General features: G+C 49.3%; 14 protein-coding genes. 8 read left to right on the top strand and 6 right to left on the bottom strand.

Annotated features, from left to right (window positions below; all coding sequences use genetic code 11):
- Positions 1-19 precede the first annotated feature (19 nt).
- Entirely contained in the window at positions 20-802 is a 783-nt protein-coding gene (gene sufC, locus OHJ21_RS17515; RefSeq protein ID WP_100538838.1) for a Fe-S cluster assembly ATPase SufC, read from the bottom strand.
- A gap of 447 nt (positions 803-1,249) precedes the next feature.
- Entirely contained in the window at positions 1,250-1,726 is a 477-nt protein-coding gene (locus OHJ21_RS17520) for a Dps family protein (protein ID WP_076324372.1), read from the bottom strand.
- A 308-nt stretch (positions 1,727-2,034) separates the two neighbouring features.
- Here OHJ21_RS17520 and mtnK point away from each other — a divergent pair, with 308 nt between their 5' ends.
- Both mtnK and mtnA read left to right on the top strand, forming a co-directional pair.
- Positions 2,035-3,258, top strand: a complete 1,224-nt coding sequence (mtnK, locus tag OHJ21_RS17525; protein WP_486020690.1) for an S-methyl-5-thioribose kinase — start codon at positions 2,035-2,037, stop codon at positions 3,256-3,258.
- Positions 3,255-4,334, top strand: a complete 1,080-nt coding sequence (gene mtnA, locus OHJ21_RS17530; RefSeq protein ID WP_486020692.1) for an S-methyl-5-thioribose-1-phosphate isomerase — start codon at positions 3,255-3,257, stop codon at positions 4,332-4,334. The genes mtnK and mtnA overlap by 4 nt, the downstream gene beginning before the upstream one ends.
- Before the next feature lie 173 nt (positions 4,335-4,507).
- Here the strand turns inward: mtnA and OHJ21_RS17535 are convergent, their stop codons facing one another.
- On the bottom strand, positions 4,508-4,810 hold the full coding sequence (locus OHJ21_RS17535; protein ID WP_100538841.1) for a YunC family protein: 303 nt from the start codon (positions 4,808-4,810) through the stop codon (positions 4,508-4,510).
- Between the two features lie 220 nt (positions 4,811-5,030).
- Between OHJ21_RS17535 and OHJ21_RS17540 the strand changes: the two genes are divergently transcribed.
- The gene (locus OHJ21_RS17540) at positions 5,031-5,582 is read left to right on the top strand and encodes a hypothetical protein (protein WP_486020694.1); all 552 of its coding nucleotides are present in this window, start codon (positions 5,031-5,033) and stop codon (positions 5,580-5,582) included.
- Between the two features lie 88 nt (positions 5,583-5,670).
- Here OHJ21_RS17540 and OHJ21_RS17545 read toward each other — a convergent pair whose 3' ends face one another.
- The gene (locus OHJ21_RS17545) at positions 5,671-6,051 is read right to left on the bottom strand and encodes a DUF423 domain-containing protein (protein WP_326098127.1); all 381 of its coding nucleotides are present in this window, start codon (positions 6,049-6,051) and stop codon (positions 5,671-5,673) included.
- Between the two features lie 211 nt (positions 6,052-6,262).
- On the opposite strand from OHJ21_RS17545, the gene OHJ21_RS17550 reads away from it, so the two are divergent.
- From OHJ21_RS17550 to OHJ21_RS17570, 5 genes are all read left to right on the top strand, one after another.
- Positions 6,263-6,685: a hypothetical protein gene (locus OHJ21_RS17550; RefSeq protein ID WP_127593340.1), complete on the top strand. Its 423-nt coding sequence runs from the start codon at positions 6,263-6,265 to the stop codon at positions 6,683-6,685.
- A 167-nt stretch (positions 6,686-6,852) separates the two neighbouring features.
- Positions 6,853-8,013 carry a sporulation protein YhbH gene (yhbH, locus tag OHJ21_RS17555; RefSeq protein ID WP_100538845.1) on the top strand — a complete coding sequence of 387 codons (1,161 nt, stop codon included), beginning with the start codon at positions 6,853-6,855 and terminating at the stop codon, positions 8,011-8,013.
- 345 nt (positions 8,014-8,358) lie between these two features.
- Positions 8,359-8,487 carry a hypothetical protein gene (locus tag OHJ21_RS17560; RefSeq protein WP_279300459.1) on the top strand — a complete coding sequence of 43 codons (129 nt, stop codon included), beginning with the start codon at positions 8,359-8,361 and terminating at the stop codon, positions 8,485-8,487.
- Positions 8,471-10,672, top strand: coding sequence for an acyltransferase family protein (locus OHJ21_RS17565; protein ID WP_486020695.1), 2,202 nt, complete (start codon positions 8,471-8,473; stop codon positions 10,670-10,672). Before OHJ21_RS17560 ends, OHJ21_RS17565 begins: the two co-directional genes overlap by 17 nt.
- Positions 10,673-10,841: 169 nt before the next feature.
- On the top strand, positions 10,842-11,678 hold the full coding sequence (locus OHJ21_RS17570; protein WP_486020696.1) for a sulfurtransferase: 837 nt from the start codon (positions 10,842-10,844) through the stop codon (positions 11,676-11,678).
- Between the two features lie 66 nt (positions 11,679-11,744).
- Here OHJ21_RS17570 and OHJ21_RS17575 read toward each other — a convergent pair whose 3' ends face one another.
- Complete coding sequence (locus OHJ21_RS17575) at positions 11,745-11,978, bottom strand: hypothetical protein (RefSeq protein WP_394054256.1); 234 nt, start codon at positions 11,976-11,978, stop codon at positions 11,745-11,747.
- Between the two features lie 198 nt (positions 11,979-12,176).
- On the bottom strand, positions 12,177-14,171 hold the full coding sequence (locus tag OHJ21_RS17580; RefSeq protein WP_486020698.1) for a serine hydrolase domain-containing protein: 1,995 nt from the start codon (positions 14,169-14,171) through the stop codon (positions 12,177-12,179).
- Positions 14,172-14,239: the final 68 nt, after the last annotated feature.

The raw sequence follows: 14,239 nt of genomic DNA on the forward strand, positions 1-14,239 counted from the left end.
GTTTCCTCCTCCCGTCTATTTACGCGTCTTGACCTACAGTTTCATCAGTAATGCCCAGCTCTTCCTTAATCCAGTCATAACCTTCTGCCTCCAGGCGTTGTGCCAGTTCAGGACCGCCGGATTTTACGATGCGTCCTTGCATCATCACGTGAACGTAATCTGGAGTGATATAGTTAAGCAAACGCTGATAGTGGGTAATAATCAAGAAACCGCGTTCTTCGGATTTCATGGCATTTACACCGTTCGCTACAATTCTCAAAGCATCGATATCAAGACCGGAGTCGATTTCGTCAAGCACAACGATTTTCGGATCCAGCATCATCATTTGCAGGATTTCGTTACGTTTCTTCTCACCGCCGGAGAAACCTTCGTTCAGGTAACGGTGAGCGAACTCAGGATTCATCTCAAGCTCCTTCATTTTGCCTTCCATTTGACGAATGAACTTGATCAGGGAAATCTCATTGCCTTCACCGCGGCGTGCGTTGATGGAACTGCGCAGGAAGTCGGAGTTCGTAACGCCGGCGATTTCGCTCGGATATTGCATGGCCAGGAACAGACCTGCGAGTGCGCGCTCGTCAACTTCCATCTCCAGCACGTCTTCATCGTTAAGCAATACTTTACCTTCTGTAACTTCATATTTAGGATGCCCCATCAACGCGGAAGCCAAAGTACTTTTGCCTGTACCGTTTGGTCCCATGATGGCATGAACTTCTCCGCCCTTCATCTCAAGGTTGATACCTTTAAGGATCTCCTTGCCTTCGATTGTTGCTTTCAATCCTTCAATGACAAACTTGGTTGACATATTAGATTCCCTCCGTTGAATAGGTAGTGTATTGTTGTCCTATATGATAACAGGATTGGACGCCCTGATTTCATAAAACAAAAAATAATTATTTATTTATAATCATTCTAAACTGATTATCAATGATTCTCAAGCCATTTTATAATAAAATATGACGTATTTCAACCGGACAAGCGTTTTGCAGACAACATTCAGACAACCGTAACAATTAAAAAACAGGCATGACCGATAGACCGGCCAAGCCTGTTTCGTTCGCCCTGTTCCCCTTCAAATGTGCTTGTTGCTCCCGAGAGTCATTACGGCATCCGGCACCGGCGTTTATCGCGCGTTGACAGACGGTGCTCAGGTCAACAGCATGAGCTAAAAGGGCACACGGCAAGGTGACCGGCACCCTCAGCTCTTGCAAATACTAAGGAAAGAACAGGCATCATTCTGTTGTATCACGCTTTATCCAAGGAACGAACGCAGCATCCACATATGCTTCTCAAGATCGGCTTTAAAGCCGGTGAACATGTCCGCTGTTGGCGCATCTCCGGCTTCCTCGGCCATTTCGATGCCTTCCGCCAGCTCCTCGGATACGGTTGCAAAGTCTTCAATCAAGGCTTGTACCATGCCGCGGGTATCCTCGTTGCCTGAAGCCTCCTGGACCGTTGCAAGTTCCAAATATTCTTTCATCGTTGCAGCCGGTTTGCCTTTAATCGACAGCAGGCGCTCCGCAACCTCATCCATTTTAAGCGTAACTTCATCATACAATTCTTCGAATTTAACATGAAGGGAGTAGAATTGCTCTCCGGTTACATACCAGTGATAATTGTGGAGTTTGACATAGAGCACGTTAAAGTTCGCAACCTGCTGATTCAACAATTGCTCCAGACTTGCGTTCTTCGTTTTTCCTGCAGCTTTGCCAGATGTAGTTTTTGCCATGGTTAATCCCTTCCTTTTCTATATGAAATGCACCCTGTACTGCGTCAAAGGAACATTCGGCAGAGCGGTGTATACCCATTGTAACTGGTACCATCTGCTAATGCTAATCCTTCATTAATATATGAGTACATCCTGTGCTTGGGCGTCTATTTGTAGTTTACCCTTAGGACTACGAAGCGAATCAGTTTCGCAAACCTTTCGTCTTGCCAAAAAATTATACAAAATTCGCGAAAAAACGTTATACTAGGTAATACCAAGCAAAAAAGTTGGCTTTGTTTTTCTTCTATACTATTTGGGGGTGACCATCCATGTCTGCATATCATCCGTTGAACGCGGAAGAAGCTATACAATTAGCTAAAAGTATACCGGGCCGGTTCCCGGACCATGCCGAGCTCGAATGCCGCGAAATCGGCGATGGCAATCTCAATCTGGTGTTTCATGTCACCGCCAAAAATACGACTGATAGTATCATTATCAAGCAAGCTGTTCCTTATGCAAAAGTTGTAGGCGAATCCTGGCCGCTGTCTCTCGACCGGGCCCGTATCGAACGTCTGGCGCTGGAGACGGAGTATTCCATCTGCCCCGACCTCGTACCCGAAGTATACGGTTATTCGGATGAGCTCGCCTACACCGTAATGGAAGACCTGAGCGAGTATACCATCATGCGCAAAGGCCTGATTGAGGGCAATGCCTATCCGAAGTTCGCAGAGCATATCGGCCGCTTCCTGGCCAGAACGTTGTTCTACACGTCGGATCTCGGGATGAACCAGCAGAAGAAGAAGGAACTTGCCGGCCGCTTTGTCAATCCGGATTTATGCAAAATCACCGAAGATTTAATCTTCGAAGATCCATACCGCGAATCCGCCAATAACAATTATCCGCAGAGCATTGCCGATGAAGCGGAAGCCCTCCGCGCCGACCTGCCGCTTCACTTTGAAGTCGCGCTGCTTCGGGAGAAGTTTCTGACTCATGCACAGGCTCTGCTCCACGGGGATCTGCATACAGGCAGCATTTTCGTCACGCCGGAATCCACCAAGGTCATCGACCCGGAATTCGCTTATTTCGGCCCGATGGGATTCGATATCGGTGCGGTCATCGGCAACCTGCTGCTCAACTATGCGGCACAGCCGGGCTGGAGTGAGGACGAGCATACGCTTGCTGCCAGGGAAGCCCGACTCCTCGAGATGGCAAGCGACGTATGGACCCACTTCGAGAACAACTTCCGCCTGCTGTGGAATGAAGACCTCTTGGACGAAATGTCCCGCACACCAGGCTACCAGGACCATTATGTGTCGCAGATTTTGAAGGATACCGCAGGATTCGCGGGCTGCAAAATGATCCGGCGCATCGTCGGATTGTCCCATGTTGCAGACATTGACACCATACCCGATGATAAGGCCAGAGAAGCTGCGCAGCGCAAAGCGCTTGCCATCGGCAAAAATCTAGTGCGCCATCACCGCAGCATGAAGTCCTTTGAGGACATTTTAACTTTGATTACACAAGCAATTAAAGGAAATGAGGTATCGATATGAGCGGTATGACTACCGGCAATGCCAGCACCTATGAACCGCTAAGCTCGGTTTACTGGGGAGGAGACCATCTGGTCCTTCTGGATCAGCGCTTGCTCCCGGAAGAGATCGTCTATCTTAGGCTCTATACACCGGAGGAAGTCTGGGAAGGGATTCACTCCATGAAAGTCCGCGGCGCGCCGGCTATCGGCATCGCGGCAGCATTCGGCGCTGTCCTTGGCGGCATGCAGGTTGAAGCCAGCGATAACGAAGGCTGGCTGCAACAAGTCGCAAAAACCTGCGCTTATCTCGCCACTTCCAGACCAACGGCCGTCAATCTGTTCTGGGCGCTGGACCGCATCAAGCTTGCAGCTGAGAAGCTGGCGGATTCGGATCTCGATACGGCCGGACTGAATGCGGCGCTGCTCGCCGAAGCCGAGGCCATTCGTGCCGAGGATGAGGATGTATGCCGCCGCATCGGCGAAAACGCGCTGCCGTTCTTCAAAGAAGGTATGGGTGTGCTTACCCACTGTAACGCGGGCGGACTGGCGACTGCCAAATACGGGACTGCCCTGGCGCCGATGTATCTGGCTCATGAACAGGGCCTAAACATCAAGGTGTTCGCGGATGAGACAAGACCTGTCCTCCAAGGCGCGCGTTTAACTGCTTTTGAACTCCAACAGGCAGGGATTGACGTTACGCTGCTGGCAGACAACATGGCTGCCATGGTCATGTCCAAAGGGTGGATCCAAGCAGTTATCGTCGGTACGGATCGCGTAGCTGCAAACGGCGATGTCGCCAACAAGATCGGTACGTACGGGGTCGCGGTTCTGGCTAAAGCTCACGGCATTCCTTTCTACGTGGCGTGCCCGCTGTCCACGATTGATCTGAATACGAAGACAGGTGCCGATATTCCGATTGAGGAGCGTCCTGCGGAAGAGATCACGGAAGGTTTCGGCAAGCGCACAGCGCCGCAAGGCGTGAAAGTGTACAACCCTGCCTTCGACATTACGCCGAATGAATATGTGACAGCAATCATTACGGAAAAAGGCGTCGTGCAAGCTCCTTATCATGAGAGCTTAAAAAGCTTGTTCGAATAGCCGCTATATCCGAATGTTTAATGGCATCATAAAACGGACAAACGGCCCTCCAGCCGAATTGTCCGTTTTTTTACGGTTTGCATGTTAGTGCATCTGAAGTGCAGACCTTTCTTTTCTCTAAAAAAAGAGCGATCCGCACAGGAATCACTCTTGTAACGTAAGGCATACATGACTCATAACATGCGCAGGATCGCTTCCTTGCCAGCCAAGCCAGGATGAATGCCCCACTTCTCCGCCTCCAGGGTTACCGATTCCAGCGGTGCCTCCAGCAGCTGTTCCAGTGTGCGAACCCCTACGGCTCTTCCTGCGATAATCTTGCGGTCCGCAAGCTTTTCATTAAGAAGGCCCACATCGAGTGCACCGCACATAATATAGCCGCGGGAAGTGTAAACGGCCAGCAGCGTTGTTTTCGGAAGCTTTACCTCGACGCCCATTACGGTATGTCCTTCAATATCGATCGGCAGTAAAGTCACCAATATCAACAAACCTCCCCTCACGTCGGCTTAGAATTATGTTTATTCTCTTGGAACCGACATGGTGCGAATGTCTCTGATATTATGCATTCCAGCCCACACTTATGGTGCGAATGACTCGTAAGTCATTAGAATAAAGATGAAATATGTATGACATTAGGACTATGAATATTCGAAAATTATGGTATATTTGATTCAGTAGAAACCCTGTGAAAGCTGGTGAATGATAAAAGCTATGAACACAATTCCTGCCACCGATGATAACGGCTTTTTATTCAACGTTGATATTCTGGTCAAGAGTTCCTCCAACGCACTGGCTTTGCAATATTTGCTAGAAATGCTGAACGACAAGGCTGAAGTCGTCGATTTCCGGGTTAAGTCCGGAATGGAGCTTGGAGAAATTATCAACACCTTGGTTCAAGCCAAGAAAGATTCCGTTATTAGCAGAGCCTCCGGGAAGATGGCTTCTGCCGCTTCTCAGAAAGCGAAACCTGCGCCGCCTGCGACATCCTCGCCGGAAAAAAAGATCGCTGCAAGCGTACCTCCTGTCCAAACTCCACTCACCGGAAATGATCCCTTTGAATGGATTAAAGTATACAGTAAGGACAATCGCCTTGTTCGCCTGACAACCAACCGCCACGGTAAGCAGACCAGTCTGCCCTGCCGGATTCTCAACTATGACGAAAGCAATTTCCTGGTCAACGTTTATCATGTTGATGAGAAACAGGTGTATACCTTCAAACTCAACGAAATTGACGAGTTCAGCGTCAGCTGAGTCGGTATCACGTCAACGGCATCCATTTTAAAAAAAACGGCTTCGCCGCCCCATAAGAAGGGATCGGTGAAGCCGTTCTTTTTTGGAATCAAGCATTTTTTCGGGACAGCGCCGAAGACATCAGCATCAGCCAGCCCACGATAAAGGAGACACCGCCGATGGGCGTAATCGCGCCAAGCCACTTGATGCCGGATATACTTAACACGTAGAGACTTCCGGAAAATATGACGGTTCCCGCGATGAATAAAGTCCCTGCCCAGAACAGCTTCCGGGATTCGCCCAGAACCTTCGCCACAATCCCCGTAATCAGGACCGCAAGTCCGTGAATCATATGATAATGGACTCCCGTCTCATAAATGGCAAGTTCGTCCGGCGTAATCTTATCCTCCAGCATATGGGCACCGAATGCTCCGATAGCGACAGATAATGCCATCAGGATCGACCCCCATGCGATGAATCTACGACTCATGCCTTTTCAACCCCTTTTGTCAGCGGACATCCGTGTCCTTATGTAATCAAATTAAGTTTAACGGATTCGAAGAAGCTTTTCCACCGGTATGCAAGCGCCTTGGACTTGATTTCAGGGCCATTTTGTGAAAGATTAATAAGGATGTCTTTTTATAGAAGACCTACATGAACCTATTAGAGAATGAATTCTTAAGTTAGGAGCGATTATGCACATGGATCAACGATCACCTTCCTCCCCATCCGAGGATCAAGATTCACCCAAACGACCCAAAACCACATTTATTCCACCCGAGGACAGAAAAAACTCCCGCTTCGGCATCGCCTCATTCATCCTGTCGATCGTGACGCTGCTCGGGTATATTCTGCTCGGCGCGCTTGGCACCACGATGATTGAGCCTTACATGACGGAGAACGGACCGATCCTTGAGCCGACTCAGGAAACGCTGGAAGCGATGACCACGCTGGCGGCCGTGTTCATCATCGTCATGGTCATCAATATCGTCGGCTTGGTGCTTGGCATTGTAGGCTGCTTCTCCAAAACGCGCAAGCGTGCCGTCGCCGTCATTGCCACCATCGTAAACGCCGTAGTCATCATCACCATCGGAGCCCTTTTCCTATTCGTATTAAATGCTTAAGGAGTACCCCCTTCGAGACACTTGCCTGATTCATCCCAGGTTAAGTGTCTTTTTCACGACAAAGCCGGATTCATACTCACATATCGCTCTTTCTCCCGAATATAATGAAATACTACAGCCGAAAAGACGGCAACCGTGTCAAGGCCATACTTGGGAGGTGACTGTCCATGCAAAATGAAGACGCTCTGTCGTTTGTCGTATCCCGTGAAGACTGGTCGCTGCACCGCAAAGGCTACCAGGATCAGGTACGTCATCAGCATAAAATCCGTGAAGTCATCAAACGCAACCTGCCCGATCTTATTACCGAGGAAAACATTATTCTGTCTGACGGAAAGCAGATCATTAAAGTTCCGATCCGAAGCCTTGACGAATACCGTTTCATCTATAACTACCAAAAGCAAAAGCATGTCGGTCAGGGCGACGGTGACAGTCAGGTTGGAGACGTCCTTGGACGCGACCCTTCATCAGCCCAGCCCGGTAAAGGTGAATCAGCCGGCGATCAGGCAGGGCAGGACATCGTGGAAACCGAGGTCAGCCTGGAAGAACTGGAGAATATGCTGTTTGAGGAACTGGAGCTCCCGCTGCTGCAGCCCAAGGATAAAGAGCAGATCGAGACGGAATCCATCGTGTTCAACGACATCCGCAAAAAGGGCATCATGTCCAACATTGACAAGAAGCGCACCATCCTGGAGAATTTGCGCCGCAATGCCAGAGACGGCAAACCCGGCATCCACGGCATCAGTCCGGACGACCTGCGCTACAAGACCTGGGACGATACCGTCATTCCGGAGTCCAATGCGGTCATTATCGCTATGATGGATACATCCGGATCCATGGGCTCCTTTGAGAAATACTGCGCACGCAGCTTTTTCTTCTGGATGACCCGTTTCCTCCGCAAGCAGTACGAGAAAGTGGAAATCGTGTTTATCGCCCACCATACCGAAGCCAAAGAAGTGACCGAAGAAGAGTTCTTCACACGAGGTGAAAGCGGCGGAACCATATGTTCATCCGCTTATCAGAAGGCGCTGGATATTATCCATCACCGTTATCCCCCTACCAAATACAACATTTATCCCTTTCATTTCTCCGACGGCGATAATCTCACGTCCGATAATGAACGCTGCGTCAAACTCATTGGCGAACTGCTGAAGGTTAGCAACATGTTCGGTTACGGTGAGGTCAACCAATACAATCGCAGCAGCACGCTGATGTCGGCCTATAAGAATATCAAGCTGGACCAATTCATGTACCATGTCATCAAAGACAAAGGGGAAGTGTACGAGGCACTCAAAACCTTTTTTCGCAAACGGCAAGGAGCCGCGCTCTAATCCATATATATAAGAACAAAAGGAAAATCATGGATGTCGAATCATCCAGGATATTGGAGGAGGCAGGGCCTCCTCTTTCTTATGGCCTGCGGCGATACAGTTAACAGAACGTTACCGAAGCATGGATATACCAAACATGAAGGCTTGTCATTTCAAATGAAAAATCTGTCTTATTATTGACATCACAATGTAGCCGTAGGTTCATTTTTTTGTCACCTTCTGTTTTTCCAAGGATGGTAGTATTAGCTATGACATCTTGTTGCAGGATATTACAGGATTCGATATGCGTCTCCTTAATTTAAGATATCCTCCTATAAAGGAAAGGGAAGGTTTACCATGTTCCAAATGACACATTCACTATTCAGCACCCAGACGTTTGAGAATATGTCCTACATATTATCGCAGCGGCTGTTCCAGGGCGGCATAAGCGCAGATCCTTCGAAAGGAGCGATCTCCCGTGCCGGTATCAGATAAGCCACATTCACGCTACATGCCCGGTCTCGACGGACTTAGGGCCCTCGCCTTGATCGGAGTAATGGGATACCACTGGAATTTTGGTTTTGCCGGCGGTGGTTTTCTCGGAGTAAGTTTATTCTTCGTTCTGTCCGGGTATCTCATTACAGATATTCTCGCATCGCAATGGCATCATCAGCACCGGATCGATCTGAAAGATTTCTGGATACGAAGGTTCCGGCGTCTCCTCCCGGCCATGCTGCTCATGCTGTTCTTCCTTGTGGTATGGGTTACGCTGTTTGACCGATCGCGACTGGCTACGCTTCGGAGTGAGGTGCTCGGCGCGGTTACATACATAAGCAACTGGCAGTTTATTTTTCAGCAGCAATCTTATTTCGAATCATTTGGCCCACCGTCTCCACTGGGGCATTTCTGGTCGCTTGCCGTGGAAGAGCAGTTCTACTTGCTGTGGCCGCTGATCATGTTAGCGGTTCTCAAGCTCTTCCCCCGAAGGGGACAGCTGTTCACTTTCATTGCTGCCGGAGCCGCGATTTCAGCTCTGACTATGGCAGTGATCTATCAGCCGGGAGATGATCCTAGCCGGGTCTACTATGGAACGGATACCCGAGCGTTTGGTCTGCTCATCGGAGCGGGGCTGGCTGTCGTATGGCCCAGCTGGAAGCTGTCCACCCATGTTTCAAGGGCTTCCCGGCGCAGACTCAACGTGACCGGCGCCGCGGCAATGCTTATCATACTCTCCATGATGTGGCAGGTGGACCGTTACGATTCGTTCCTCTATCAAGGAGGCATGTTCCTCTTCTCTCTTGCTGCCGCCGTTCTCGTTGCGGTGTTGGCGCACCCGGGCGCTTCAATCAGCCGCTTGTTAAGCTGGAAGCCCCTGTTATGGATCGGCGTTCGATCCTACGGGATTTACTTATGGCATTACCCGGTAATGATCCTGACCTCACCTGCATCCGGTACAGGCGATTTGAGTTTGCCTCAGGTTGCCCTGCAAATTGCGGCAAGCGTACTGCTGGCCGCCCTATCCTGGAAGTATGTTGAAGAACCGATACGGCATGGCGGACTGAAAAAATTATGGTTTAAGGCCCGATCCATTCGGCGCCGTTCGATTTCGTTAAGAGGCTGGGTCGTATCGCTAAGCTCGCTAATGCTAATCGGCATCTTTTGCTCGGGGATGATGAGCAGCGTATCCTCTGCGAGAACGGTAGGCGATATCGCTGCCATGCTGAACCTTGATCCTGCCCTGGAAGAACCGGATCAGACTCAAGGCACAGAGCCCGGAACGATGGAGCCACCGCAAGGACAAACGCCGCCTCCTGTAGGCACGAATGGGAACATCACCCCTCCGCCTACCGACACGAAGCAGCCTGGTGTAGTTAAGAAGCCGGACTCCGAGGATACACCGGATCAGATGCCGTTTCCGGATGGAGCGACAGGTTCTGGCGATGACGATGCTGGCAGAAACAAAGAGCCGGACCATCCTGCTGGTAATGAAACAGACAACGAAGACGAGCAAACCAACGCAGGGAGCAAAATCCCCGATAACGCGGATTCCGAGAAAACAATCCCGGATCAACCGAATGAAGATAAAGCGGGTAAGCCTAGTGAGGATAAGGCGGATATGCCGGATCCCTCCAAGGACGCGGCAACCGAAACGACCGGCAAAGAGAGCAATCCTACGAAGCCAACGAATAAGCCTCAAAATCCTCCGGTATCCAAGTCCGCCATCACGGCCATTGGGGATTCGGTCATGCTCGGGGTATCCCCTTATCTGGAGAAATCGCTGCCCGGCATTCACATCGATGCGGTGATAGGCCGCCAAATGCGTCAGGCCGATGACCTGATTCCCGCCATGAAGACCCAAAATCGGATAGATGGGGGCATTATCATCATCGGGCTGGGAACCAACGGTGCTTTCTCGAAAAAGGATCTGGATTCTCTTCTGCGTCCGCTGGATACAGCTAAGCAAATTCTGCTTATCAACACACGGGTTCCACGTGATTGGGAACAGAACGTCAACGGCATGCTGGGAAAAGCGGCTGCCCAGAACCCCAAAGTTACGCTGGTGGATTGGTATTCAGCCAGTAAGGATCATCCGGAATACTTCCGGTCTGACGGCGTCCATCTGGAGCCGGAAGGTGCCGAGGCTTACACCTCCATGCTGCTTCAAGCGATCAAGAAATAAAGCGTTTCTCCTGATTCTTGCCATCATTCATTCTGGTATCGTCGACCTGATCTCATCCTTCTATGAGACAGGTCGACTTTTTAGTTATATACGTAATGAAATGCAGCAATATGATATAATTCGGTTACCTAATCTCATTATTTCTTAATAGAAGGCGGTGTCCTGGTATATGAATAATATCGTGACAATGAAATGGCTGCTGGCGAGACTCTATGAACCGGATTTGGTCATCGTCGACTGCCGTTTTGCCCTCGGCAAGCCGGAAAGCGGACGAGCCGCTTATGAGGAATCGCATATTCCGCGTGCCGTTTATCTCGACCTGGAGAAGGACCTCTCCTCCCCTATCACCCAACATGGCGGACGCCATCCTCTGCCGGAGCTGGATCAGCTTGCAAAGCGTCTCGGCCAGTCCGGCATTCAGGGGAACAGCCGTGTCGTCATCTATGACGACCAGGGCGGAGCCATGGCCAGCCGACTATGGTGGCTGCTGAAATACACCGGGCATGAACAGGCTTATGTGATGGATGAAGGCTTTACAGCTTGGAAGAATGCCTCGTACCCGGTAACGGATGAACAACCGATCGTCATTCCGGTACCATATGAAATCAAGCTTAAGCCCGATAAACTGGTCCTCGTAGATGAGGTGCGCGAGGCGTTGGTGCAGGGTACCCAAACGATTATCGATTCCCGTGAGCCCCGCAGGTATGCTGGAGTCGAGGAGCCTTTGGACACCAAGGCCGGACATATTCCGGGGGCGGTGAACTACTTCTGGAAGGGTGTTCTGGACGACTCCGGGCATTGGAAGGAAACCGAAACGATCCGCGAGCATTTCTCCGACATTCCGCAAGATGCCGAGATCATCGTATACTGCGGCTCCGGCGTCACCGCTTGCCCCAACGTGCTTGCCCTGGAGGAAGCCGGTTACGGCAATGTGAAGCTGTACGCCGGCAGCTGGAGCGATTGGATCAGCTATGAGGAGAATCCAGTGGCAACTGGAGAGGAATAAAAGATTGAAATCGGCAAAAAGCCCGCTATCCTAGCGGGCTTTTCATAATTTTGTACCGTCTGACTTTTACATCAGGATTCCGGACAGATGCTCAAGAGCCATCGATCGTATCCGCTTCTCCTCGGGGATATTCTCGTAGAGAAGATGCTCTTTGCCCGCTTCCGCCATTCGCTTGCGCATGGCGGCAATACGGCCTTTGCCGGAATCGATAAAACGGAAGTCTACCTGCCGCAAGCAATCCATATCCGCCAAGCCATCCAAGGCTTCCGCCTTGATTCCTTTATGAATCTCTTTTAGCATCAGAACCTCCAGGTTAGGGTGCCTAAAAAAAAGGAATGAGCAGCGGTAGCGGCTCCACCCCGGCCTCGTACAGAAGCTGACTGCAGAGTCGGAATGCCTCCTCATTCAGCTCCTGCGGGAGCAGAGCGAGCAGTTCGTCCATAAAGCGCCTCTCCCCCTGAGGCATATACTTGACTGGGGGTTCATGAGTCGGGTAAATTAATGACTAATCGGTAAAATATAGTAATTAAATGCTTGATCCAATAAGGCACTAGCCTCTTGACGTTTCAAAAGTTCTTTTGAACGGAAGTTCACGGAGCCATCAGATTTAACCTTGGTATCTGGGTCTATGATACCTTGGGAAACAAGCGCCTTGATCGCTTCCACTGCCCAGGCATCCGTTTTTCCACTCAGTTTAACCTTCGTTCTAGGCTCTACCTGTTTCAGGTTTTGGATCATTACCGCCGCCATTTGTCTAGTGATCGGAGAATTAGGCTGATAATTAGGCAGTCCGGCTTTCATCTGTTTCTTATTGGGCTCAATCATGTAAGGCTGTTTATGCATCCCATGGGCGCGAAGCAGCACTTCTGAGAATTCTCCCTGAGTCATCGTTCCTTTTGGATCAAAGATATGGGAAGACTTCCCGATCATGACTTTCAAAGCGTTAAGATTGTTAATATATGATTTATACTTACTATTCGCAGGTACATCAGAGAAAGGTGAATCAACGTTAATTTTTTCTGAAAATGCAACTAAGTCTGGTAGCCTCGTAGAATACATATATGCGATATGGCCAGCTGCGTTTTTCTTAAACGTAATTTTAGTACCTGATTCATCTTCGAACAATAAAGGATGGATCATTTTCAGCATCTGTTTGCCTGCAGCTCCTGCTTCCAAAACTAAGTTCCCGTTCGAATAAGAAACCTTAGTCCTCATGGCATCAATACGCGTGTTTTTATATAGTCCGACATACGCTTTGGCTTGCTGCTCACTGATTGCCGAATAGGTTGGCTTTGGAACTTCTGTCTTTCTTGGATAATAGTGATTCATAAATGCTTCATACACGTCAATGCTCACATAGGGGTTGTCGTCATTGTTGGACATATACAAGGCTGTATTTTTCTCAGGCAGAATAACAATCAGGGATGAATGCCCTGTAACATTCCCTCCTTTTAGAACCACATGTTGACCATTCATCTTCTCATGGAAGTAGCCTTCAAACCCGATTGTTGCAATAGGAATCGTTTTATCAGCAAAAAGCTGGTATGTTTGCATTTGCTCTATGCTTTTTTGACTCACAATTTCTTTGCCATCATACTTTCCTTTGTTCAGATGCATTAAGAGATACTTTGCCATGTCATCTGCTGTTGAGACGATACCACCTTCAGGTTTTTCTGTAGGAATAGTTCCATCCATAGGGATTTTTTCACCCTTCGGTCCATAGTGAGCAGCCATTCTGCCTAATAGCTCAGGCGTAATTCGCACATTCGTTGAGGTCATGCCTAACGGTTTGAAAATGTTTTTCTCCATATACTTCGAATAGGGCATTCCCGAGACGTTCTCTACCGCATACCCCGCTAGCAGAAACCCAAAATTGTCATAAGTGTATATTTCCCCCGGAGGCCTTACAACCGCTGACATATGTGATCTGACAAAATCCTTTATTGGAAAGTTTTTGTTAACATATTCCGGTGAATAATACGAAGCGATATCGGGTGAATCAAATCCGGTTGAATAGGTAAGCAGATCATACATGGTCAGGTTTTTCCCCGTTTTATTCGGAATCTTCACTCCTCCTAAGTACTTTTGAATGTCGCCTCGTAAATCGATTTTTCCCTTATCGACCAACTGCATTGCCGCCAAGGCCGTGAATGTCTTGGTAACAGAGCCGATCTGGAAAACGGTGTCTTTATCAACGGGAATCTTCTTTTCTTTGTCGGCATAACCGTAACCTTTGCTTAGTAACACTTTCCCATCGGCCACGACCGTAAAATTAGTACCGACTGTGTTATACTTCTTCATCACGTCCGTAATAACGCTATCTGCAAATGTTTCTACCTCCTTGGCATCGCGGGGCCCCTCCAAGCTAGAACTTACAGATGCAATGGGTGTGGCCATTGTTGCGCTAGCTGTCGAGCTGCTATCTGGGATACATGCGGTCGTTGCCATAGCGGATAATAGCAGAACCGCGATGGTGCGAGTCTTTTTTTTCATACATGGTTTCTCCTCAAAATGTATTTGCCTCATAACAACTGGCTGAACCGAGTATGGCAAAAGGCTTG

The organism is Virgibacillus sp. LDC1, assembly GCF_025792345.1.
Lineage (GTDB): Bacteria > Bacillota > Bacilli > Paenibacillales > Paenibacillaceae > Paenibacillus_AQ > Paenibacillus_AQ lautus.